Here is a 19,703-nt window from a genome sequence, read left to right on the forward strand (position 1 = left end):
CATGGCCCGCTGTCCCGCCATCCTCATCGCTGCCCCGGCGTCCGGCCAGGGCAAAACCACGGTGGCCTGCGCGCTGGCGCGGCTGCATGCGCGCCAGGGCCGCAAGGTGCGCGTCTTCAAGTGCGGGCCGGACTTTCTGGACCCGTACTGGCTGGCGCTGGCCAGCGGCGCGCAGGTAGACCAGCTCGACCTGTGGATGACGGGCGAGTCGGACTGCGCGCAGCGCCTGCATGATGCGGCCCTCGAAGTGGATCTCATCATTGTCGAAGGCGTGATGGGGCTGTTTGACGGCCAGCCCAGCGCGGCCGACCTGGCGCAGCGCTTTGGGTTGAAGGTGGTCGTCGTAATTGACGCCAGCGCCATGGCCGGCACTTTCGGCGCGCTGGCCTGGGGCTTGCAGCATTACCGGGAAGGCTTGGGTTTTGCAGGCGTGCTGGCGAATCGGTTGGCGTCGCCCGGCCATGCGCTGATGCTGGAGGACGGCCTGCGCGACCCGGCCCAATGGCTGGGCGCGTTGATGCGCAATGAGGCGTTGACGCTGCCCGAGCGGCACCTGGGCCTGGTCATGGACCATGAACTTGGCGATGCCATGGCCAGGCTGGACGCGGCGGCCGATGCGCTGGCGGAAACGCGGTTGGGCCGGATGACGGCCGATGACCTCCAGGCATGGGCCGTTGATTTCCAGGGCAGCGATGCGTTGACACGGGACTTTCCGTTAAAAGCCTTGCAGGGCCGGACGATTGCCGTTGCCCGCGACGCGGCTTTCTGTTTCCTGTATGCCGCCAATATCGACTGCCTGCGGGCCATGGGCGCCGAGCTGATTTATTTTTCGCCGCTCCAGGACAACGCGCTGCCGCCCTGCGATGCGCTGTGGCTGCCCGGTGGCTACCCCGAACTGCATGCCGAAGCGCTGGCCGCCAACACCGCCATGAAAAGCAGCATCGCCACGCACGTTCAGGCCGGCAAGCCGGTCTGGGCCGAGTGCGGCGGCATGATGGCCTTGTTCGACCAGCTCACGGCCATTGATGGCAGCAGCCATTCGATGTGGGGCATCCTGCCCGGTCGCGTGACGATGCAAAAACGCCTGGCCGCGCTCGGGCCGCAGCAGCTTGAGGTGGCGGGCGGCACCTTGCGCGGCCACACGTTTCACTATTCCACCTGCGCGACGCCGCTGCACGCCGCAAGCCGTACCCAGGCCGCGCCGGGGCGCACCTTGCGCGGCGAAGGCGAGGCGCTTTACACCAGTGCCTCGGTCAAGGCGAGTTATTTCCATGCCTGGTTCGCGTCCAGCCCGGCGGCTGCGGCGCGGCTGTTTTTGAAAGACACCGATGACTGAAAAATCCAGTAACTGGCGTGCACTGGCCGCCAGCCCCGACAGCAGCGCCTACGGCCCGCAGCGAATCGTCTGCCTGACCGAAGAGCCCACCGAATGGCTCTACCTGCTGGGCGAGGAGCGGCGCATCGTCGGCATTTCGGGCTACACCGTGCGACCGCCGCGCGCGCGGGACGAGAAACCCAAGGTCAGCGCCTACCTGAGCGCCAAGATCGACAAGATAGTCGAGTTGCGGCCCGACTGCGTCATCGGCTTTTCCGACCTGCAGGCCGACATCGCGGCGCAACTGATCAGGCACGGCATCCAGGTCACGATCTTCAACCAGCGCAGCGTCGCCGAGATTTTCTCGATGATGTACCAGCTCGCCGCCATGGTCGGGCAGGTCGAGCGCGGCCTGGCGCTGATCCACGGCATGCAGCAGCGGCTGCTTGAAATCGAGCAGGCGGCGCGCAGCCTCAAGCGCCGCCCGCGCGTGTTTTTCGAGGAATGGCATGACCCGCACATCAGCGCCATTGCCTGGGTGTCGGAGCTGGTCGGCATTGCCGGCGGCGACGACTGTTTTCCCGAACTGGCGAAAGAACCCATGGGCAAGGGCCGCATCATTGCCGACGGGATGGAAATCGTTCGGCGTGCGCCCGACATCATTTTCGGCTCCTGGTGCGGCAAGAAATTCAGGCCTGAACTGGTCGCGGCGCGGCCGGGCTGGGAAAACGTGCCGGCGGTTCAGAACCATCAGCTGTTCGAGATCAAGTCGTCCGAAATTTTGCAGCCCGGCCCGGCGGCGCTGACCGATGGCGTGGAAAAGCTGCACAAGTTCATCATGCAATGGAGCATGGCCCCCACGCTTGCCGCTTCGCGTACTGCGCAGCCCCCCGAGGGGGCTGCCCCGCCTAATGGCGGCCTGTCGGCGGGGCGAGTATCGTGACGACGGATTTGTCGCTTGCCCGCAGCGAGCTGATCCTGGGCGGCCAGAAAAGCGGCAAGTCGCGCCGTGCCGAACTGCTGGCCCGCCGCTGGCTGGCCCAGTCGCCCGCGCACGGCGCCGTGCTGATCGCTACCGCCCAGCCGTGGGACGAGGAAATGCGCGAGCGCATCGCGCGCCATCAGGCAGACCGCGCCGGGCGCGTGCCGGGCATGCAGACGGTGGAAGAGCCGGTGCGGCTGGCCGAGGCGCTGGCTAGTTGCAGCCAGCCGCACACGCTGGTCGTGATCGACTGCCTGACCTTGTGGCTGACCAATTTGCTGATGCCGGCAGAAAAATTCAAGGAAAATGAGGCTTTTGCGCATGATCCACGGGCGCAGATAGCTATGGTTTTAGGAGCAATTGAAAACGCCGCCGGCCCGGTCGTGCTGGTCGGCAATGAGATTGGCCTGGGCGTGATTCCGCTCGGGCGCGACACCCGTGCCTTTGTCGATTCGCTCGGACTTTTGAATCAGGACGTGGCGCAGGCGTGCGAACGCGTCACGCTGATGGCGGCCGGGCTGCCGCTGAACCTGAAAGGCCAGCCATGAAGGCATTAGCTGCTTTACTGATTGCATGCTTCATGGCGCTGCTGCCCGCCCACGCGCTGCAAATCACCGACGACCGGGGCGTGACCGTGACCTTCGCGCAAAGCCCGCAGCGCATTGTCAGCGTGCTGCCGTCGCTGACCGAGGGCGTGTGCGCGCTGGAGCAATGCCATCGCATTGTCGGCGTGGACCGCTATTCCAACCACCCGGCCAGCATCAGGCGCCTGCCGGTGGTGGGCGGCGGGCTCGATCCGAACATCGAGGCCATCGTCGCGCTCAAGCCCGACGTGGTGCTGCTGGCGGTGTCCGCGCGCGTCAGCGAACGGCTGGAGTCGCTGGGTATCAAGGTGCTGGCGCTCGAACCCAAGAACCATGCCGATGTGCGCCGCGTGCTGAAAAAACTCGGCGCGCTGCTCGACATTCCCGATGCCGTGGGCGCCGACCGGCTCTGGCGCGTGATTGACGCCAGCGTCGAGGCCGCTGCGCAGTCGCTTTCGCCCCAGGCGAAAAACACGCGCGTCTATTTTGAAGTCAGCCGGGGGCCCTATGCCGCCGGCGAGGCGTCGTTCATTGGCGAAACCCTGGCGCGGCTGGGCGTCAAGAACATCATTCCCGCTGCGCTGGGGCCGTTTCCGCGCATCAACCCCGAGTTCGTGGTGCGCGCCAACCCGGACCTGATCATGGCCGGCAACCGCAGCATGCAGGCGATGGCGTCCTATCCCGGCTGGTCGAACATCAAGGCCGTCAAGGAGCAGCGCATCTGCGTGTACAGCGCCGAGGAGTCCGACGTGGTGGTGCGCCCCGGCCCGCGCATGGCCGAGGCCGCGCGCATCATGGCCCAGTGCATCGCGCGCAAGGCCGGGGCCGGATGAGCCAGGCTTTCACGCACCAGCGCCGCAAGGCCTTCTGGCTGGCAGCCGGCCTGCTGGCGGCGTCCGTGGCCTTGCTGGGGCTGGGCATCAGCGTCGGCAGCACCGGTTTTGACAGCGTGCTGGACATGCGGCGCGACCCGCAGGCGCTGCTGATCGTGCTTGACATCCGCCTGCCGCGCACGCTGGGCGCCTGGCTGGCGGGGGCCCTGCTGGGGCTGGCCGGCGCGGTGGCGCAGGGGCTGTTCCGCAATCCGCTGGCCGACCCGTACCTGCTGGGCAGCGCGTCGGGCGCGTCGCTGGGCGTGGCGCTGGCGATGGCGCTGTTCGGCATCTCGCCGCTGGCGACGCACTGGCTGGCGCGCATCGGGCTGACCGGCGCGGCCTTTGTCGGCGCAGTGCTGGCGGTGCTGCTGACGCTGCTGCTGGCCAAGGGCGTGCAGCACACGCTGCGCCTGCTGCTGGCCGGCGTGGTTGTCGGCGTGGTGCTGGGTGCGATTACGTCGCTGGTGCTGCTGCTCACGCCCGAGATCATGCAGGCGATGCAGTCCTTCATGCTGGGCAGCACCGCCTTTGTCGGCTGGACCGCCTGCGCCATCATGGCCGCCGTCTTTGCGGTGATGATGCTGGCCGCCTGGATGATGAGCCATGCGCTCGACGGCCTGGCGCTGGGCGAATCCACGGCGCACAGCCTGGGTCTGCCGCTGGTGCAGATGCGCGCGGCGTTGGTGGCGGTGCTGGCCCTGGCCACCGGAACGGCGGTGGCGCAGACCGGGCTGATCGCCTTTGTCGGCCTGGCCGCGCCGCATTTGGTGCGCTCGGTCGTCAAGACCACGCACGGCCGGCTGATTGGCCTGGCCAGCCTGATGGGCGCGGTGCTGTTGACCGCCGCCGACATCCTGGCGCGCGGGCTGGTGGCGCCGCAGGAGTTGCCCGTGGGCGTGCTCACCGCCGTGCTGGGCGGCACGTATCTGCTCTGGCTGATGCACCGGCAAACCGGGAAAGGCAACGGACTATGACCTTGAATCCTCCTCAGCTTGCTATGGATTTTCTAGCTATGGATGCCCGCCAGCTATGCGCAAAGCTCGGAAATGATGAAATATTGCACGATATTTCGCTGGCGCTGCCGCGCGCGCGCTGGACCAGCGTCGTCGGCCCCAACGGCGCGGGGAAATCAACGCTGCTCAAGGCGCTGGCCGGGCTGCTGCCACACAGCGGCGATGTTGCCTTGCTCGGCCAGCCGATGGCCAGGATGCGCGGGCGCGACCGGGCGCGGCAGCTGTCGTGGCTGGGCCAGAACGAAAGCTCGGCCGACGACCTGACCGCCTACGACGTGGCCATGCTCGGCCGCCTGCCGCACCAGCCCTGGCTGGCGCCGCCGAGCGCCGCCGACCATGCCGCCGTCGAGCGCGCCTTGCGCGCCACCCAGGCCTGGGATTGGCGCGGCCGGCCGCTGGGCCAGCTTTCGGGCGGCGAGCGTCAGCGTGTGCTGCTGGCGCGCGCGCTGGCGGTCGAGGCCGAGGTGCTGCTGATGGACGAGCCGCTGGCCAACCTCGACCCGCCGCACCAGACCGACTGGCTCCTGATGGTGCGCAGCCTGGTCGCCAGCGGCAAGACCGTCGTCAGCGTGCTGCATGAAATCTCGTTCGCGCTGCAGGCTGATGAACTGGTGGTGATGGACAAGGGCCGGGTGACGCACCAGGGCGCCTGCATTGATGCGGCCACGCACCGCGCGCTGGAGCAGGTGTTTGACCATCGCATCGCCATTCATCCGCTGGCCGGGCAGTGGCTTGCCGTGCCGAGGATTTGACCCCACCAATCAAGGACAAGCATGCAAATTGAAACGCCCCCCACCGACAAACCCTACGACAAGCCCGAGGGCCAACGCCGGGGCTTGCTCATCGTCAACACCGGCGACGGAAAGGGCAAAAGCACGGCGGCCTTCGGCCTGGCCCTGCGCGCCCATGGCCGCCACCATGTGCATGGCAAGGCCGTGAAGATTTTCCAGTTCATGAAGGTGCCCAGCGCCCGCTTCGGCGAGCACCGCATGTTCGAGCAGCTCGGCATTCCCATCGAGGGGCTGGGCGACGGCTTCAGCTGGAAAAGCCAGGACCTGGAACATTCGGCCCAGCTGGCCCGCCATGGCTGGGAAAAGGCCAGGGCCGAGATTTTGAGTGGCGAGAACTTCATGGTGGTGCTCGACGAGCTGACCTACCCGCTGATCTACGGCTGGCTGCCGCTCGATGACGTGCTGCTGACGCTCAAGAGCCGCCCGAAAGACGTGCATGTGGTTATCACCGGCCGGCGCTGCCCGCCCGAGATCATTGAGCTGGCCGACACCGTGACCGAGATGGCCAAGGTCAAGCATGCGTTCAACGCGGGCATTCCGGCCCAGCGCGGCATTGAAGACTGATTTCATGAACCGGCTGTCAGACCACGCCTTCAGCCTGCCCGAGCGCCAGGCGGTGTATCGCGCCATTCACGAGCGGCGCGACATGCGCCACTTCAGCGGCGGCATGGTCGCCGACGAGCTGCTGCAGCGCCTGCTGTCGGCCGCGCACCATGCGCCCAGCGTCGGCTTCATGCAGCCGTGGCGCTTCATCCGTATCCGCAGCCGGCCCTTGCGCGAAAGCGTGCATGCGCTGGTCGAGCAGGAGCGGCTGCTGACCGCGCAAGCCCTGGGCGAACGCGAGGACGAGTTCATGAAACTGAAAGTGCAGGGCGTGCTTGATGCCGCCGAGCTGCTGGTCGTCGCCTTGCCGCCGGGACGCGAGGCACATGTGTTTGGCCGCCGCACGCTGCCCGAGATGGATGTGGACTCAAGCGCCTGCGCGATCCAGAACCTCTGGCTGGCCGCGCGCGCCGAAGGGCTGGGCATGGGCTGGGTGTCGATTTTTTGCCCGTTCAAATTGGGCGCGCTGCTGAACATGCCCGAGGGCAGCAAGCCGATTGCCATCCTGTGCCTGGGGCCGGTCCACGCTTTTTATGACCAGCCCATGCTGCAGACCGAAAAATGGGCGCGCCGCGCCGCGCTGGCCGATCTGGTGTTTGAAGACCATTGGGGCCAGCCCGCCGGGGCGCCTGGTCCGGCTTCGGCTCCTTGACGTGAGCGCGATGCTGTGGCCCGGCATGCCGCTGGCGATGTCCCTTGTCTTGCTGCTGGCGCTATGGATTGACCGCCGCTGGGGTGAGCCGCCCGTGGCGATTCATCCCGTGGTCTGGATCGGGCATTACCTCAAGGCCTGCGGCCGTGTCACCGTGCGTTGCCCGCCGGCACCGGCCTTTGTGCTGGGCGCGCTGGCCTGGATGGCGGGCGCGGCGGCGGCCGGCGCGCTGGCCTGGGCGCTGCAGGCCTTGAGTTTGTGGCAGCTTGCCCGTTTCATGGCCCGGCCCGGCATTGAAAACGCGCTGGCCGCCACCTTGTGGGTCGCGCTGATGGCCTGGCTGCTCAAGTCCATGCTGTCGTGGCGCATGCTGGTGGACGAAGTCGGCGCGGTCGAGGCGGCGCTGCGCCAGTCGCTGCCCGCCGGGCGCGAGCGCCTGTCGTGGCTGGTCAGCCGCGACACAGTGAATCTGACCGAAAGCCAAGTGCGCGAAAGCGCCATCGAAACCCTCGCTGAAAACCTCAACGACTCGGTGGTCGCGCCGATCTTCTGGTTCGTGCTGTTCGGGCTGCCGGGAGCGGCGATCTACCGCTTTGCCAACACCGCCGATGCGATGTGGGGCTACCGGGGAACCAACCGGGGCCAGCACTGGGAATGGGCCGGCAAATGGGCCGCGCGCGCCGACGATGCGCTGTCGTGGCTGCCGGCGCGGCTGACGGCCGGGCTGCTGATGGCTGTGACACGGCAAGGCCAGTTCGGCGCCTTGCGGCGTGAAGCGGCCCGCACGCCTTCGCCCAACAGCGGCTGGCCGATGGCGGCGATGGCGATGGCGCTCGGTGTCACCTTGGGCAAGCCGGGCGTGTACACCCTGAACGCCGCTGGCCGCGCACCGCAGGCCGGCGATGTGACGCTGGCGCAAAAATATGCATCAAAACTGGTGTTTGCGCTTGTCCCGTGTGCACTTATAGCTATTGTTTTAGTAGCGTGGATGATGTGATGATGAATGCTTCCCCGCCGCAGGGCACGCGCATTCATGGCGGACCTGACCGCCACGGCGCGGCGCTGCATGACTTTTCCACCAACAGCAACGCCTGCGCGCCGTGCCCTGCGGCGCTGGCAGCCGTCCGGCAAGCCGATGCCAGCCAGTACCCTGACGCCAGCTATACCGCCCTGCGCGGGCAACTGGCCGATTTTCATGGCGTGGACGCGGCGCGCGTGGTGCTGGCCGGCAGCGCCAGCGAGTTCATTTTTCGCATCACCGCGCTGGCGGCGCAAACCGCGCATGCACAGCCATCAGCCGGCGAGGGCGGCGCGGTATGGCTGCCACCGCACAGCTACGGCGACTATGCGCAAGCCGCCAGCGCGCACTGGCTGACGGTCGCAACCGATCCTGACCAAGCGCAACTGCTATGGGCCTGCGAGCCGTCCAGCCCGCTAGGCGCAGCTCAGGCGGGGCTGGGCAGCATGGCCGATGCATGCGCGGCCAAAGCCGTGCTCGTGCTCGACCGCGCCTACGAACCGCTGCGGCTCGGCGGCGCGCCCGCGCTGACAAAAGCGCAGCTGCAAACCGTCTGGCAGCTCTGGACGCCCAACAAGGCGCTGGGCCTGACCGGCGTGCGCGCCGCCTACGCGATTGCGCCCGTGGGCGCTGGCGAAGCCGTTTCCCAACTCGACCAGCTCAGCGCGTCCTGGCCGGTCGGCGCGCACGGCGTGGCGCTGCTGCAGGCCTGGACCGATCCCGGCGTGCAGGCCTGGCTGGCCGCCAGCCTGGCCACGCTGCGCGACTGGAAAGCGCGGCAGATCAGCTTGTGCGAATCGATCGGCTGGACCTGCCTGCCAAGCGACGCCAATTTTTTCTGCGCGCGTCCCGCCTTGCCAGAAGGCTTGAGCCTGCAGCAGGCGCTGGCCCGGCTGCGCGGCCACGGCATCAAGCTGCGCGACACCGCCTCGTTCGGCTTGCCCGGCCATGTGCGCGTCAGCGTGCAGCCGCCGCTGGCGCAGGATGCGCTGCGGGTGGCATGGGAAACTTGAGCGATTCCAATACAATAGTGGTTATATGGATGCAACCATTAAAATCGTTTTAGACACCTCGGTTCTGGTTTCTGCAGCCCGTTCCCGCAATGGTGCGGGTTTTGCGCTGGTGGCATTGCTGCCGCATCCACGCTTTCAGATATGCCTGTCAGTCGCGGTTTACACCGAGTGGCCGGCGGTGTTGAGCAGGCCGGAGCATTTGCCGCCCGGCGCAGATGCCGATGCGGCACTTGGCTTTCTCCGGTATTTGGTCGGCCTGGCGCATTTGCAGGACATTCATTTTCTATGGCGCCCGTTTTTGCGCGACCCGGACGATGACATGGTGCTGGAATGCGCCGTCGCGGCTGGCTGCACTTACATCGTCACGCACAACATCAAGGACTTTCGCCGCACCGAACGACTGGGTGTGCGAGCCGTCACCCCTGTTGAGTTTTTACAAATTTTGAAGGAGAAGTCACCATGACCGCACTCACCATTCGGCTGCCCAATTCGCTCCATGAAAGCATCAAGCTACTGGCCCGCAAGGACGGCATTTCCGTCAACCAGTTCATTGCCAGTGCCACCGCTGAAAAGTTGGCTTCATTTCAAACCCTGGACTACCTGCGCCGAGAAGCCGTCTTGGGCAAGCGCGAGGATTTTGAGCGTTTCCTGAACCTGGTGCCAGATGTACCGGCGCAGGCCGGGGATGAAATCCTTCCAGGCACAGGTAACTGATTGGGACGCCTGTCATGCCTTCAGCCACATCCGCAAAAAAGACAGCCTGTATCAGCCTGCGTACCAGCCGGGTAATCAAGGAAGAGATTGCGCAGGCGGCAGCTGGCAAAGGCCGCAGCCTGTCGGGTTTCATACTCGATATTTGCATTCAAGAGGCTCAGCGCGTAGTAAACGCAGAACAAGCCCAGTCAGAAAAACACAAGCCAGTATCAAAATAAAGTAACCATGAATCTTGCCGAATTCCTCAAGCACACTTCCTGCATGCTCACTCAATTCAAGCCAGCGCAAGTGGCCTGTCTGGCGCGTGAAGGCGCTTTGGCATGAGCCTTGAAAACGCCAAGAAAATCATCATCATTGCTGGCCCCAAGGGCGCAGGAAAAACCACCTTTGCCCGCGAGTTCTTGCCGACTGACGAAGCTTGCTTGCAGTTCGTCAATGCCGATTTAATCGCTGCTGGCCTCTCGCCTTTTGCCCCCGAAACAGCAGCGCTGCAAGCCGGGCGCCTGATGCTGATGCAAATGGCGAAGCACGTCGCGCATGGCCGCAGTTTTGCGCTGCAAACCACCTTGTCCGGTCTGGGCTATGCGCGCCAGATTCCTCAGTGGCGGGCAGCGGGCTACGCCGTTGCCCTGCATTTTTTGACCTTGCCAGACGCCGAAGTGGCCATTGAGCGCGTGGCGCAGCGCGTTCGCCAGGGCGGACATAACATTCCTGAAACAGCGGCCCAACGCCTGTCTTGATTAGCGAAGGAAATTCGTGATGCCCTCGAACGCTTCAAACCCCACGCAAATTTTTGCCAGCCGAAAGCAAGTCACCGCCGCACTGGTGCGTGCTGCTGAGCGTGCGCCTGTCATCGCCGAGCAAACCGGCACCAAGCTGGTCGTGGTTCAGCCTCCGGCGCAAACTCCTTTGCCACCCCCTGTGAAATCGAAAGAAACCCCATGAGCTTGACCCTGTGACCGCCAAAGCCGTCATGGTGCTAGGCACCACCAGCAACGCCGGCAAGAGCTGGCTGACCACCGCGCTGTGCCGCTACTACGCCCGCCAGGGCCTGAAAGTTGCGCCCTACAAGTCGCAGAACATGAGCAACAACGCCCGCGTGGTGGCGGGCGGCGAGATTGGCAGCGCCCAGTATTTCCAGGCGCTGGCAGCACGCGCTGTGCCCGATGTGCGCATGAACCCGCTGCTGCTCAAGCCCGAGAAAGACACGCAAAGCCAGGTCGTGCTGATGGGCCAGGTGAATGCAGAACTCTCTCGCATGGAGTGGCGCGGGCGCAGCCTGTCGGTCTGGCCGGTGGTGGCCAAGGCGCTGGACGAGCTGCTGGCCGAGAACGACGTGGTGGTGATCGAGGGCGCGGGCTCGCCCGCCGAGATCAACCTCAAGTCGTGCGACATCGTCAACATGCGCGTCGCCCTGCATGCCAAAGCGGCCTGCCTCTTGGTCACCGACATCGACCGGGGCGGCGCGTTTGCCCATTTGTACGGCACCTGGGCGATGCTGGACAAGGCCGAGCAACAGTTGATCCGGGGCTTTGTGCTGAACAAGTTCCGGGGCGACGCCAGCCTGCTCGCACCCGGCCCGCAGATGCTGCAGGACCTGACCGGCGTGCCGACAGTGGCTGTGTTGCCGATGTGGTGGCAGCACGGCCTGCCGGAAGAAGACGGCGTGTTTGACGACCGCAGTACCGCCGCCGGCGCGGTGACCAAGACCGTCGCCGTCATCGCCTATCCGCGCATCAGCAACCTCGACGAATTCCAGCCGCTGAAAAACGTTCCCGGCCTGCGCCTGAAATGGGTGCGCAGCCCGGCCGAACTGGCTGGCCTGGGGCCGGCTGACTGGGTCATCCTGCCCGGCTCCAAGGCCACCAGCGCCGACCTGGCCTGGCTGCGCGCCCAGGGGCTGGACCAGGCTGTTGCCGCGCACGCGGGCCGGGACGGCGCGGTGCTGGGCATTTGCGGCGGCCTGCAGATGCTGGGCGAAGCCTTGATCGACCCGCACGGCATCGACGGCAACGGACCCGGCCTGGGGTTGCTGCCGGTGGTCACGGTGTTTGACGAAGCCAAGACCGTGCGCCACCGGCAAGCCGCGTTTGCCGGCGTGGGCGGTCCGTGGGCCGGTCTGTCAGGTGTTGAGGTGCAAGGCTACGAGATTCACCACGGCCAGACCGCGCGGCATTCGGCCATGGCGGCGGCGGGCGATGTGGCTTGCGCCGTGATGCCCGACGGCCTGGCCTGGCAAAACGCGGCTGGCAATGTGCTGGGCCTGTATCTGCACGGGCTGTTTGAAGACCCGCGCGTGCTGCAGGCGCTGTTTGGCTCCGCCACGCCGACGCTGGAGTCGGTATTTGACGGGCTGGCGGATTACATCGAACAGCACTTCGAGCCAGGCATGCTTGCGGCGTTGACAGCGCCGCACTGAGGTGTTGACGCTGGCGCCATGAGGAATCCGGTGCTTCGTTGGCCCGAAAACCGGGCATTTCACGCCGTGCCGCACCGGCATGGAATGCATGTAAAAAAACAGCCATGCTTCCCGTTGAAGAATGGCGTTCGCGCCTATTCGATGTGTCGTGCTTAACCTACAAATCCGTCAATTGTCAATCCACCATCCTGAAGCTGGTTTTTCAATCAATTTAACAGGAGACATTCATGCCTGAGTTTGCCAAAAAAAATATGGTTTGCACTGCGGCCATTGCCGGCGCGATGGCGCTAATGTATGCAGTTCCAGTGAGTGCATCGAGCCACCGGGAAGCGCCGTTCATTGCCGGGCAGCAAAAGGTTGACGGCACCGACTTGTATATGTTTCGAAGCTACGAGGCAGGCCGGCAGGACTATGTGACGGTGATTGCCAATTACATTCCTTTTCAGGATCCGCAGGGCGGCCCCAACTTCAATCAGTTTGATTCACACGCTCTTTATGAAATTCACATCGACAACGTGGGCGATGCCAAAGAGCACCTGACGTTCCAGTTCCGTTTCAAGAATGACACGAAAAAACAGACACTGACAGTGGATGGCAAAGCCGTGCTGATTCCGCTGATCAACTCGGGCCCCCTCAGTGCCGTCAACGATGACAATCTGAATGTGCGTGAAACCTACACCGTTGACGTGGTCAGGGGTGACCGCCGTGGCGGAGCCAGAACACGCCTGACCAATGCCGTGGGCGGGGCCACTGAATTTGACAAGCCTGTGGACAACATAGGCGACAACACTTTTGGCAGCGCCAGCGGTTATGAAACCTATGCCAACCAGCATATTTACCGTGTGGCCATTCCAGGCTGCGGCGAAGGCAAGGTGTTTGTCGGCCAGCGCAAGGAACCGTTCAATATCGCGGTCGGCAAGATTTTCGATTTGTTCAACCTGAACCCGCTCGGCCCTGAGGTCAATGGCAACAAAAATGATCTCGAAAATAAAAATGTCAGCTCGATTGCCATGGAAGTGCCCATTTCCTGCCTGACCGCAGGAGGCGAGCCTGTCATCGGTGCTTACACGACGGCCAGTGTGCGCCAGGCGCGCCTGATCAATCCGTCGCCAAAGGGTTTCAACCGGGCCAGCCTGGAAGGCGGCGCCTGGAGCCAGGTATCGCGGGTGGGCATGCCGCTGGTCAACGAGGTGGTGATTGGAATGGATGACAAGGATCGCTTCAACGCATCCAAACCGTCAGGCGATGCACAGTTCCTCAATTACGTGACCAACCCGACCCTGCCTGCCCTGGTGCAGTCCCGGTTCCCTACGGCACCGGCGCCGACCAACTTTCCCCGCAGCGATTTGGTGACGGTGTTCCTGAAAGGGCTTGAAGGGATTAACCAGCCCAAAAATGTCGTGCCCTCAGAAATGCTGCGCTTGAACACCACGACCGCGCCAATAGCCGCAGGCGCGCAAAATCCTCTGGGAGTTGCTGCCGGCGACAACGCCGGCTTTCCGAATGGACGTCGCCCTGGCGATGACGTGGTGGACTTGTCGCTGCGGGTGGCCATGGGTGCGCTGTGCACCTTGACCGGTGCTGCCGATACCCTGAAAGTAGGTTGCAAACCCGCTGATGCGCCGGCTGGCGGGGCCGCCCTGACAGACGGCGTTCGCAAGACCGCAGCCGATTTCAAAAGCACCTTTCCCTATTTCAACACGCCCATTCCAGGCAACTTCAACAACTAAGGGAGAGAAAAATGACCCATCAAATCTTCTTCAAGGTTTGTGCCCTAACGCTGCTGACGATGGCGCTGGCTGCCTGCGGTAGCGGCGGAGACGATGTCGCAGGCGGCGGCGGCGGAGGAGGAGGGCAGGACGCCTTCTTTTCAGAAGTCAAGGCCTTAATCGCCACAAGCCCGGACACTACTGAGCCCAGGGAAATTGACTCCATTACGGTAACTACACCTGAAAACAGTGAACCGGTAAATCTTGATAGCTGAAGCAGCGTTAAGGCATTGCGACATTTTTAAATCGCTGCTGCGGGCCATTTGTGTGGTGGTGGCTGCGGGTTTTCTTCAGCGCATGGTTTGCCTGAAAATGGCGACGCGGGCTTTAGGGATAAGGGAATTTTAAAAGTACCGGTTTTAAATGGCTGGGCGGATTCAAAGACCAAGTGCAACAGTAGGGATAAGGCCGGCTTTTGCCATGCTGGCATCGTCGTAGAACACCTCTGCAGCGCTGCGCCAGCCGAGGCTCTTTCGGGGGCGCGTATTGAGCTCCCAGGCCATCTCATCGAGCTCTCGCTGGGAGTACACGCCCAGGTCCGTGCCCTTGGGCAGGTACTGGCGCAGCAACCCGTTGGTGTTCTCGTTGAGGCCCCGTTGCCAGGGGCTGTGGGGGTCGCAAAAGTAGATTGTCATCCCGGTGTTGTCGGCCAGGCTTTTGTGCAGCGCCATCTCCTTGCCCTGGTCGTACGTCAGCGTCTGGCGCAACTCCTGCGGCAGCGCACAGAACGCCCTGGTGAAGCCGTCGAGCACGTCTGCAGCCTTGCTGCTGCCCAGTTTGACCATCATGGTGAACAGCGACTTCCTGCACACCAGCGTGCCGACAGACGACGCGTTGGCCTTGCCCACGATCAGGTCGCCCTCCCAGTGGCCGGGCAGCAAACGCTCGTTGGCCTGGGCCGGGCGCGCATGAATGCTCAACGTGCCCTGCAGCGAGCCGCGCCTGTCAGTGCCCCGGCTGCGGCGCCTGCGTGCACAGCGGCCCTGGCGCAGCAGCCCGACCAGCTCACGGCGCAGCTCTCCCCCGGGCATGGCGTAGATGGCGGCGTGGATCGCGGTGTAGATGGTTTCATGACAGGCCTGCAACTGACGTTGCCCGGGATGGCGCTGCCTGAGTTTGGCAGCGATCTGCTCGGGCGAGCACTTCAGTTCCAGCAGCGCCCTGACCTCGGCCCACAGGAGACCAGTGTGGTGGAGTTTGCGCGACGGCCAGGCTTCGCGGCGCACCCGTCTGGCCCGCTTGCCGGCGCGCTTTGCGTCATAGCCGCCAGCGATGCGGGGGCGACCCATGACGCATTGCCCGGCTTCGCTTTGCCACTCATTGCGGCGCAGCTCGCGCGAGATCGTGCTCGGCGCTCTGCCCAGTGCACTGGCAATCGAGCGCATGCTGCAGAACTGCAGCTTCATGGCCATCACCACGCCGCGCTCTTCAGCATTCAATTGTTGATAGGTTCTTGTCATGCAACTCCTCCGGATTCGTAGTGTTGCACTTGCGATTTGAATCCGCCCTGTCATTGCGGGCTTGACCCGCAATCCATGGCCCCGAATTCATGGATGCCGGGTCAAGCCCGGCATGACATGGGTACATTGGAAATCTCCGCCTCCCTTAGATAAATTGCCTGCATTGGCGGCCGGTGGCCTTGCCGGCTCGCCAGTTCATCATTCCTGACATGCATTGAAATTGTTAATTTTTTCAGGGCACTGCATGGCCGCCTGGTGCGGCAAGCAGTTCATGCAGCAGGGCAACGATCCGGTCGGGTTCGGCGGGCTTGGTCAGGTGTCCGTTGAAACCGGCCTCGGTCGCCCGGTCGCGGTCGTTGTCGTTGCCCCATCCGGTCAGGGCAATGGCCACCGGCTGCCTTGGAGCCGCAAGCTGGCGCAGGCGGCGGCAGACCTCGTAGCCGTTGATGTCGGGCAGGCCGATGTCCATCAGCACCGCGTCGGGCATGTCTTTTTCCATGGCGGCCAGTGCCGATTCGCCGGTGTAGGCCACGCTGACCCGAAAGCCCATCATGTCCATCATTTCCGCCAGCAGGTCGGCCGCATCGCGGTTGTCTTCCACCACCAGCAGGCGCGCGCCGGCGCCATCGGCCAAGGGTGCTTCGGCCGCCGGCGCTGCCACGCTCTCAGGCGCGTCATCGACTGGCAGTTCGATGCGAAAGGTACTGCCTTGGCCGGGACCGGCGCTGGTGGCCTGCACGCTGCCGCCGTGCAGCAGCACCAGCTTGCGTGTCAGCGCCAGGCCGATGCCCAGCCCGGTGTTGCCATACAGGCCGCTGGGGCGCTCCTGAACGAACAGCTCGAAGATTCTTTCCAGGCTGCCGGCCGGAATGCCGCTGCCGTTGTCGCTGACCTCGATGGCGACCGCGCTGCCTTCCCGGGCCACCCGAACGGTGATGGCGCCGCCGGGCGGCGTGAACTTGACGGCATTGGTCAGCAGGTTGACGACGCACTGGACCAGCCGGGTCGCATCGCCGCGAACCGGAATGGGCGGCGGGTCGGTCAGGTGCGTGAGCGTCAGCCCGGCGGCGTCCAGCGTGGACTGCACCGAATCGATGGCGCTTTGCGCCACGGCGCACAGGTCCAGCTTCTCGTGCTGCAGATGAACCGTTCCCCGCGTGATGCGCGAGATGTCGAGCAGGTCGTCCACCAGGCGCGTGAGATGCAGCACCTGGCGCTCGATGACGGTGCGCGCCCGCTGGACCGTCTGGTCAGTCGGGTTGCGAAGCCGGATCACCTCGGCGGCGGTGCGGATGGGCGCCAGCGGATTGCGCAGTTCATGCGCCAGCGTCGCCAGGAACTCGTCTTTCTGGCGGTCGGCTTCGCGCAGTTGTCCGTTGGCGGCGTTCAGCGCCTGTTCGGCAAGCCGGATGCCGGTGATGTCATGCGAGATATGGCCGGTGCCGTAAACATGCCCGTCGATGTCGATCAGGGGGAAACTGGTGTCCAGGTGGTGCAGCGTGCCGCTGTCGAGCGGGGTGACCTTTTCAATCTGCATGGCCTGCCGGGTCTGCATCACCTGCAGGTCGTGCTGGCGCACCACATCGGCATCGGCCGCGGGAACCAGGTCATGCATCGTCAGGCCGCATATTGCCTGCCGGCTCATTCCCAGGACCTTCTCCACCTTGTGGTTCACGTCCAGGAAGCGGCCGTCGATGTCCTTGTAGGCAATCACGGTGGGAAAGTTGTCCATGGTGCTCTGCAGCAGCTGCTGCCGTTCGCGCAGCGCCTTCTCGGCATGGATGCGGTCCGTGACATCCACCTGCGCCACGACGCCGCCGACCACCTGACCGGCCGCGCCGAGGACCGGCGCCGACGACAGCATGGTGAACAGCCGCTCGTTTGGCCGGCCGAAGGGTTCGATCTCGATGAGGTCGTTGCAGGTTTCACCCCGCAGCGAGCGCGCCAGGCCCCATTCATGCGCCAGTATCCGCTGTCCGTGCCGCGCCGACCCATCGGCCCACCAGCCTTTCCATTCGCCATAGTTGCCGGCATTTTTCGAGAACGGCGCCGTGCCCCAGATATCTTCGGTGGCCTCGTTCATGCGAACGATCCTGCCCTGCGCGTCGGCCACGATGATGCTGGCGGGCACTGCGTTGAAGGTGGCATCGAGCACACGGCGCTCGGCCTCTGCCGCTTCGGCAGCGCTGATGGCCTCCTTGCGGCTGGCGTTGAGCGCGGCCATGGCAAGCACCCGGTCCGTGACGTCCGCCCCGCTGGCCACCAGGGCGGTGATCTGTCCGTTGCCCTCGCGCAGAGGCCCGACCTGGAAATCAATCGTGAGCGTCTTTCCGGAATGCTCCACTTCGATGTCGAAGCGCACGGTTTCGCCGGTTGCCGCGCGCTCGATGGCTGCGCGCACGCGCTGCTGCCTGGCATCGCTGGCCCGCCAGAAGGCCTCCCACAAGGGGCGGCCGAGAATCTCATCCCTGCGCAACTCGGTTACCAGCAAGGCTTCCTCGTTGACCTCGTGCAGGGTTCCGTCGAGGCTGAGGATGCCGACGTACGCATACAGGTTGTCCAGCACCAGCCTGAGCCGCTGGCTGGACTCGCGCAATTGCCGCTCGGTACTGTTCACGCGTGCCAGCGCCGACTTCATGAAATGAATCACCAGGCAGTCGATGAGCAGGATGGAGGAGAAAAAAGCCAGGGCGACCATGTCGGCGCCCGTCAGAGAAACAGACCGGTCCGGCTGGATGAAAAAGAGCCAGGCCGCCAGAAAGCTCAAGCTTGACGCCAGCAGCCCCGGGCCCAGTCCCGTCAGGTAAGTGGCCAGGAACACGGCCGGAAAAAAGGTCAGGAAGGGAAAGCCCTTGTCAGGCAGCACATCGACCAGTTCAAACCGCGCAGCCAGCGCGACGACGAAGAAAACCAGCGCCAGCGCGTAGCGCTGCCACGCCGGGGCTTCGGTCATGCGCTGGGCATAGGCCAAACCCAGGTAACGCATGGGCATGGACGCTGCGGGGAGGTTTTGGTACATAAGGTAAAGACTGGTTCAGGATGCTGGATTTAGAGGTCGTGCGCTGCGCGAACCAGTCCTGGTACCCCAGCAGTTTTGGGTAAAAACGCCTGATCATATCTTTGCCGGCTTCCAGCCTTGGGATGTAAGGGAACTTCCCTTAGGCCGCCTGTCAGCAGTTCCTTACAAACTGGCGCCGTCTGCAATCCGCCTTCTGGCCTGTTGCAGGCCTGCCTAGCCAGGCAGGCGTTTCAAGGGGCCAAAACAGGCCTTCAGCGACTCTTCCCGGCAGATGATCAGCTGGTCTTTCCGGGGGCTGAACTGGATGAAGCGTGTCAGCGGCTCGCCGGGCGCTTCGTGCAGGTCGCCCGAACAGTCGCGTTTCCCGTTGCTTTCGGTCACGGTTTCACTCAAGCGGTAAAAGCCCAGCAGGCTGGGAATGGCCGCGACTTCGTAGCGGCTTTGCGTCGTTTCCTCGCCGCTGCTGCCCAGGCGCGTGCCGTCGGCGCGGTAGTGAAGTTGCTCGGTGCAGGGCTTGTCCGGCAATGTCCAGGACCAGCTTCCCGTGAGGGGATGCGGCGCAGGCGACGGCGGCTCGGCGGCTTGCGCTGAAAAAACGCTGCACATCACGATGGCAAAAAAGAACGGTGTTCGCAAACGGGTGACTCCTGACGTTGAAAAATGGGCCCAGGCTGCATTGGCCTGTGGTGTTGATTATCGTGACGATGACAGCATGGCTGTGCTGATTGACCCTGCGGCGGCGCTGCTGTCGCAGCCGCTCCAAGCCCGTGGCCAGACTCCACCTAAACTGGCATTCCCAACTTCAGGAGACTTCATTTCATGCTGACACTTTGCGGCTTTCCCGTTTCCAACTACTACAACAAGGTCAAGCTGGCGCTGCTTGAAAAAGACGTGCCTTTCAACGAAGAGGTGGTGACGCTGCCCATTGCCGATGAGGCGGCGCTTGCCGCTTCGCCACTCGGGAAGGTGCCCTTCCTGCGCACGCCCGACGGCTGCCTGTGCGAGAGCCAGGCGATCATGGAATTCATCGAGTCGGCCTGGCCCGCGCCGCCGCTGCTGCCGGCCGACCCGTTCGCCGCCGCCAAGGTGCGCGAACTCATCACCTTCATCGAACTGCACCTGGAACTGGTCGCGCGCGAACTCTACGGCCAGGCGTTTTTTGGCGGAACGGTGAGCGAATCGACCCAGGCGCGGGTGCGCAGGCAACTCGAAAAGAACATTCCTGCCTTCAAGCAACTGGCGAAATTTTCGCCTTACGTGGCGGGCGAGGGGTTCACCCAGGCGGACTGCGCCGCCTTTGCCAGCCTGCCCTTGGTCGGAATGGCCAGCAAGGCCGTCCTGGGCGAAGACCTGCTGCTGGCGGCCGGCATCGACTACAAGCCCTACATCCGCCTGGTCAGCGAACGGCCGTCGGCGAAGAAGGTGCTGGCCGACCGCAAGGCCTACCAGGCCAGGCCTGCAGCCTGAGCCGTCCGC

The 19,703-nt window shown here is 64.3% G+C and carries 22 protein-coding genes; 19 read left to right on the forward strand and 3 right to left on the reverse strand.

What is annotated here, in order from left to right:
• Nucleotide 1: 1 nt before the first annotated feature.
• The 17 genes from EC86_RS0104580 to EC86_RS0104660 all read left to right on the forward strand — a co-directional run bounded on the left by EC86_RS0104580 (nucleotide 2) and on the right by EC86_RS0104660 (nucleotide 13,963).
• Nucleotides 2-1,336: a cobyrinic acid a,c-diamide synthase CobB gene (locus EC86_RS0104580; protein ID WP_084181506.1), complete on the forward strand. Its 1,335-nt coding sequence runs from the start codon at nucleotides 2-4 to the stop codon at nucleotides 1,334-1,336.
• Nucleotides 1,329-2,258: a cobalamin-binding protein gene (locus EC86_RS0104585; protein WP_051675720.1), complete on the forward strand. Its 930-nt coding sequence runs from the start codon at nucleotides 1,329-1,331 to the stop codon at nucleotides 2,256-2,258. Before EC86_RS0104580 ends, EC86_RS0104585 begins: the two co-directional genes overlap by 8 nt.
• Nucleotides 2,255-2,845, forward strand: coding sequence for a bifunctional adenosylcobinamide kinase/adenosylcobinamide-phosphate guanylyltransferase (locus tag EC86_RS0104590; RefSeq protein WP_036771830.1), 591 nt, complete (start codon nucleotides 2,255-2,257; stop codon nucleotides 2,843-2,845). The genes EC86_RS0104585 and EC86_RS0104590 overlap by 4 nt, the downstream gene beginning before the upstream one ends.
• Nucleotides 2,842-3,714: an ABC transporter substrate-binding protein gene (locus EC86_RS0104595; protein ID WP_029524507.1), complete on the forward strand. Its 873-nt coding sequence runs from the start codon at nucleotides 2,842-2,844 to the stop codon at nucleotides 3,712-3,714. Before EC86_RS0104590 ends, EC86_RS0104595 begins: the two co-directional genes overlap by 4 nt.
• Nucleotides 3,711-4,730, forward strand: a complete 1,020-nt coding sequence (locus tag EC86_RS0104600; protein ID WP_029524508.1) for a FecCD family ABC transporter permease — start codon at nucleotides 3,711-3,713, stop codon at nucleotides 4,728-4,730. The genes EC86_RS0104595 and EC86_RS0104600 overlap by 4 nt, the downstream gene beginning before the upstream one ends.
• 23 nt (nucleotides 4,731-4,753) lie before the next feature.
• The gene (locus EC86_RS0104605; RefSeq protein WP_029524509.1) at nucleotides 4,754-5,521 is read left to right on the forward strand and encodes an ABC transporter ATP-binding protein; all 768 of its coding nucleotides are present in this window, start codon (nucleotides 4,754-4,756) and stop codon (nucleotides 5,519-5,521) included.
• A 21-nt stretch (nucleotides 5,522-5,542) separates the two neighbouring features.
• A complete protein-coding gene (cobO, locus tag EC86_RS0104610; protein WP_029524510.1) occupies nucleotides 5,543-6,124 on the forward strand; it encodes a cob(I)yrinic acid a,c-diamide adenosyltransferase in 582 nt (193 codons plus the stop codon).
• Between the two features lie 4 nt (nucleotides 6,125-6,128).
• Nucleotides 6,129-6,815, forward strand: coding sequence for a 5,6-dimethylbenzimidazole synthase (bluB, locus tag EC86_RS0104615; protein ID WP_029524511.1), 687 nt, complete (start codon nucleotides 6,129-6,131; stop codon nucleotides 6,813-6,815).
• A 10-nt stretch (nucleotides 6,816-6,825) separates the two neighbouring features.
• The gene (cbiB, locus tag EC86_RS0104620; protein ID WP_029524512.1) at nucleotides 6,826-7,812 is read left to right on the forward strand and encodes an adenosylcobinamide-phosphate synthase CbiB; all 987 of its coding nucleotides are present in this window, start codon (nucleotides 6,826-6,828) and stop codon (nucleotides 7,810-7,812) included.
• Nucleotides 7,812-8,846 carry an aminotransferase class I/II-fold pyridoxal phosphate-dependent enzyme gene (locus EC86_RS0104625; protein WP_084181152.1) on the forward strand — a complete coding sequence of 345 codons (1,035 nt, stop codon included), beginning with the start codon at nucleotides 7,812-7,814 and terminating at the stop codon, nucleotides 8,844-8,846. Before cbiB ends, EC86_RS0104625 begins: the two co-directional genes overlap by 1 nt.
• A gap of 25 nt (nucleotides 8,847-8,871) precedes the next feature.
• Nucleotides 8,872-9,309, forward strand: coding sequence for a putative toxin-antitoxin system toxin component, PIN family (locus tag EC86_RS0104630; RefSeq protein ID WP_029524514.1), 438 nt, complete (start codon nucleotides 8,872-8,874; stop codon nucleotides 9,307-9,309).
• Complete coding sequence (locus tag EC86_RS0104635) at nucleotides 9,306-9,560, forward strand: toxin-antitoxin system HicB family antitoxin (protein ID WP_029524515.1); 255 nt, start codon at nucleotides 9,306-9,308, stop codon at nucleotides 9,558-9,560. Before EC86_RS0104630 ends, EC86_RS0104635 begins: the two co-directional genes overlap by 4 nt.
• A gap of 14 nt (nucleotides 9,561-9,574) precedes the next feature.
• Nucleotides 9,575-9,778 (forward strand): type II toxin -antitoxin system TacA 1-like antitoxin, encoded by a 204-nt coding sequence (locus EC86_RS27555; protein ID WP_084181155.1) that lies wholly within the window; start codon nucleotides 9,575-9,577, stop codon nucleotides 9,776-9,778.
• Nucleotides 9,779-9,880: 102 nt separating this feature from the next.
• Nucleotides 9,881-10,300 (forward strand): ATPase, encoded by a 420-nt coding sequence (locus EC86_RS0104640; RefSeq protein ID WP_029524516.1) that lies wholly within the window; start codon nucleotides 9,881-9,883, stop codon nucleotides 10,298-10,300.
• A 215-nt stretch (nucleotides 10,301-10,515) separates the two neighbouring features.
• Nucleotides 10,516-11,979, forward strand: a complete 1,464-nt coding sequence (locus EC86_RS0104650; protein ID WP_029524518.1) for a cobyric acid synthase — start codon at nucleotides 10,516-10,518, stop codon at nucleotides 11,977-11,979.
• Between the two features lie 227 nt (nucleotides 11,980-12,206).
• Nucleotides 12,207-13,709: a DUF4331 domain-containing protein gene (locus EC86_RS0104655; RefSeq protein WP_029524519.1), complete on the forward strand. Its 1,503-nt coding sequence runs from the start codon at nucleotides 12,207-12,209 to the stop codon at nucleotides 13,707-13,709.
• An 11-nt stretch (nucleotides 13,710-13,720) separates the two neighbouring features.
• Complete coding sequence (locus tag EC86_RS0104660) at nucleotides 13,721-13,963, forward strand: hypothetical protein (protein WP_029524520.1); 243 nt, start codon at nucleotides 13,721-13,723, stop codon at nucleotides 13,961-13,963.
• 162 nt (nucleotides 13,964-14,125) lie between these two features.
• On the opposite strand, the gene EC86_RS0104665 is transcribed toward EC86_RS0104660, so the two are convergent.
• The 3 genes from EC86_RS0104665 to EC86_RS0104675 form a co-directional block, all read right to left on the reverse strand.
• The gene (locus tag EC86_RS0104665) at nucleotides 14,126-15,208 is read right to left on the reverse strand and encodes an IS30 family transposase (protein ID WP_029524521.1); all 1,083 of its coding nucleotides are present in this window, start codon (nucleotides 15,206-15,208) and stop codon (nucleotides 14,126-14,128) included.
• Between the two features lie 232 nt (nucleotides 15,209-15,440).
• The gene (locus EC86_RS26915) at nucleotides 15,441-18,227 is read right to left on the reverse strand and encodes a PAS domain-containing protein (RefSeq protein WP_084181156.1); all 2,787 of its coding nucleotides are present in this window, start codon (nucleotides 18,225-18,227) and stop codon (nucleotides 15,441-15,443) included.
• 213 nt (nucleotides 18,228-18,440) lie between these two features.
• A complete protein-coding gene (locus tag EC86_RS0104675; protein ID WP_029524523.1) occupies nucleotides 18,441-18,863 on the reverse strand; it encodes a hypothetical protein in 423 nt (140 codons plus the stop codon).
• Between EC86_RS0104675 and EC86_RS28525 the strand changes: the two genes are divergently transcribed.
• Nucleotides 18,838-19,053 carry a hypothetical protein gene (locus EC86_RS28525; protein WP_156955214.1) on the forward strand — a complete coding sequence of 72 codons (216 nt, stop codon included), beginning with the start codon at nucleotides 18,838-18,840 and terminating at the stop codon, nucleotides 19,051-19,053. The two genes, EC86_RS0104675 and EC86_RS28525, sit on opposite strands and share 26 nt — an antisense overlap.
• Nucleotides 19,047-19,694 (forward strand): glutathione S-transferase family protein, encoded by a 648-nt coding sequence (locus EC86_RS0104680; protein WP_029524524.1) that lies wholly within the window; start codon nucleotides 19,047-19,049, stop codon nucleotides 19,692-19,694. The genes EC86_RS28525 and EC86_RS0104680 overlap by 7 nt, the downstream gene beginning before the upstream one ends.
• Nucleotides 19,695-19,703 lie beyond the last annotated feature (9 nt).

The sequence above is a fragment of the Polaromonas glacialis genome (assembly GCF_000709345.1).
Lineage (GTDB): Bacteria > Pseudomonadota > Gammaproteobacteria > Burkholderiales > Burkholderiaceae_C > Polaromonas > Polaromonas glacialis.

Excerpts from the sequence above, each read along its gene's own strand:
- cobO (WP_029524510.1), top strand. The coding sequence starts at position 5,543 with ATGCAAATTGAAACGCCCCCCACCGACAAACCCTACGACAAGCCCGAG.
- EC86_RS0104595 (WP_029524507.1), top strand. The coding sequence starts at position 2,842 with ATGAAGGCATTAGCTGCTTTACTGATTGCATGCTTCATGGCGCTGCTG.
- EC86_RS0104655 (WP_029524519.1), top strand. The coding sequence starts at position 12,207 with ATGCCTGAGTTTGCCAAAAAAAATATGGTTTGCACTGCGGCCATTGCC.
- EC86_RS0104680 (WP_029524524.1), top strand. The coding sequence starts at position 19,047 with ATGCTGACACTTTGCGGCTTTCCCGTTTCCAACTACTACAACAAGGTC.
- bluB (WP_029524511.1), top strand. The coding sequence starts at position 6,129 with ATGAACCGGCTGTCAGACCACGCCTTCAGCCTGCCCGAGCGCCAGGCG.
- EC86_RS28525 (WP_156955214.1), top strand. The coding sequence starts at position 18,838 with ATGGCAAAAAAGAACGGTGTTCGCAAACGGGTGACTCCTGACGTTGAA.
- EC86_RS0104585 (WP_051675720.1), top strand. The coding sequence starts at position 1,329 with ATGACTGAAAAATCCAGTAACTGGCGTGCACTGGCCGCCAGCCCCGAC.
- EC86_RS27555 (WP_084181155.1), top strand. The coding sequence starts at position 9,575 with ATGCCTTCAGCCACATCCGCAAAAAAGACAGCCTGTATCAGCCTGCGT.
- EC86_RS0104625 (WP_084181152.1), top strand. The coding sequence starts at position 7,812 with ATGATGAATGCTTCCCCGCCGCAGGGCACGCGCATTCATGGCGGACCT.
- EC86_RS0104665 (WP_029524521.1), bottom strand. The coding sequence starts at position 15,208 with ATGACAAGAACCTATCAACAATTGAATGCTGAAGAGCGCGGCGTGGTG.
- EC86_RS0104640 (WP_029524516.1), top strand. The coding sequence starts at position 9,881 with ATGAGCCTTGAAAACGCCAAGAAAATCATCATCATTGCTGGCCCCAAG.
- EC86_RS0104580 (WP_084181506.1), top strand. The coding sequence starts at position 2 with ATGGCCCGCTGTCCCGCCATCCTCATCGCTGCCCCGGCGTCCGGCCAG.
- EC86_RS0104630 (WP_029524514.1), top strand. The coding sequence starts at position 8,872 with ATGGATGCAACCATTAAAATCGTTTTAGACACCTCGGTTCTGGTTTCT.
- EC86_RS0104660 (WP_029524520.1), top strand. The coding sequence starts at position 13,721 with ATGACCCATCAAATCTTCTTCAAGGTTTGTGCCCTAACGCTGCTGACG.
- EC86_RS0104600 (WP_029524508.1), top strand. The coding sequence starts at position 3,711 with ATGAGCCAGGCTTTCACGCACCAGCGCCGCAAGGCCTTCTGGCTGGCA.
- cbiB (WP_029524512.1), top strand. The coding sequence starts at position 6,826 with ATGCTGTGGCCCGGCATGCCGCTGGCGATGTCCCTTGTCTTGCTGCTG.
- EC86_RS0104605 (WP_029524509.1), top strand. The coding sequence starts at position 4,754 with ATGGATTTTCTAGCTATGGATGCCCGCCAGCTATGCGCAAAGCTCGGA.
- EC86_RS26915 (WP_084181156.1), bottom strand. The coding sequence starts at position 18,227 with ATGTACCAAAACCTCCCCGCAGCGTCCATGCCCATGCGTTACCTGGGT.
- EC86_RS0104635 (WP_029524515.1), top strand. The coding sequence starts at position 9,306 with ATGACCGCACTCACCATTCGGCTGCCCAATTCGCTCCATGAAAGCATC.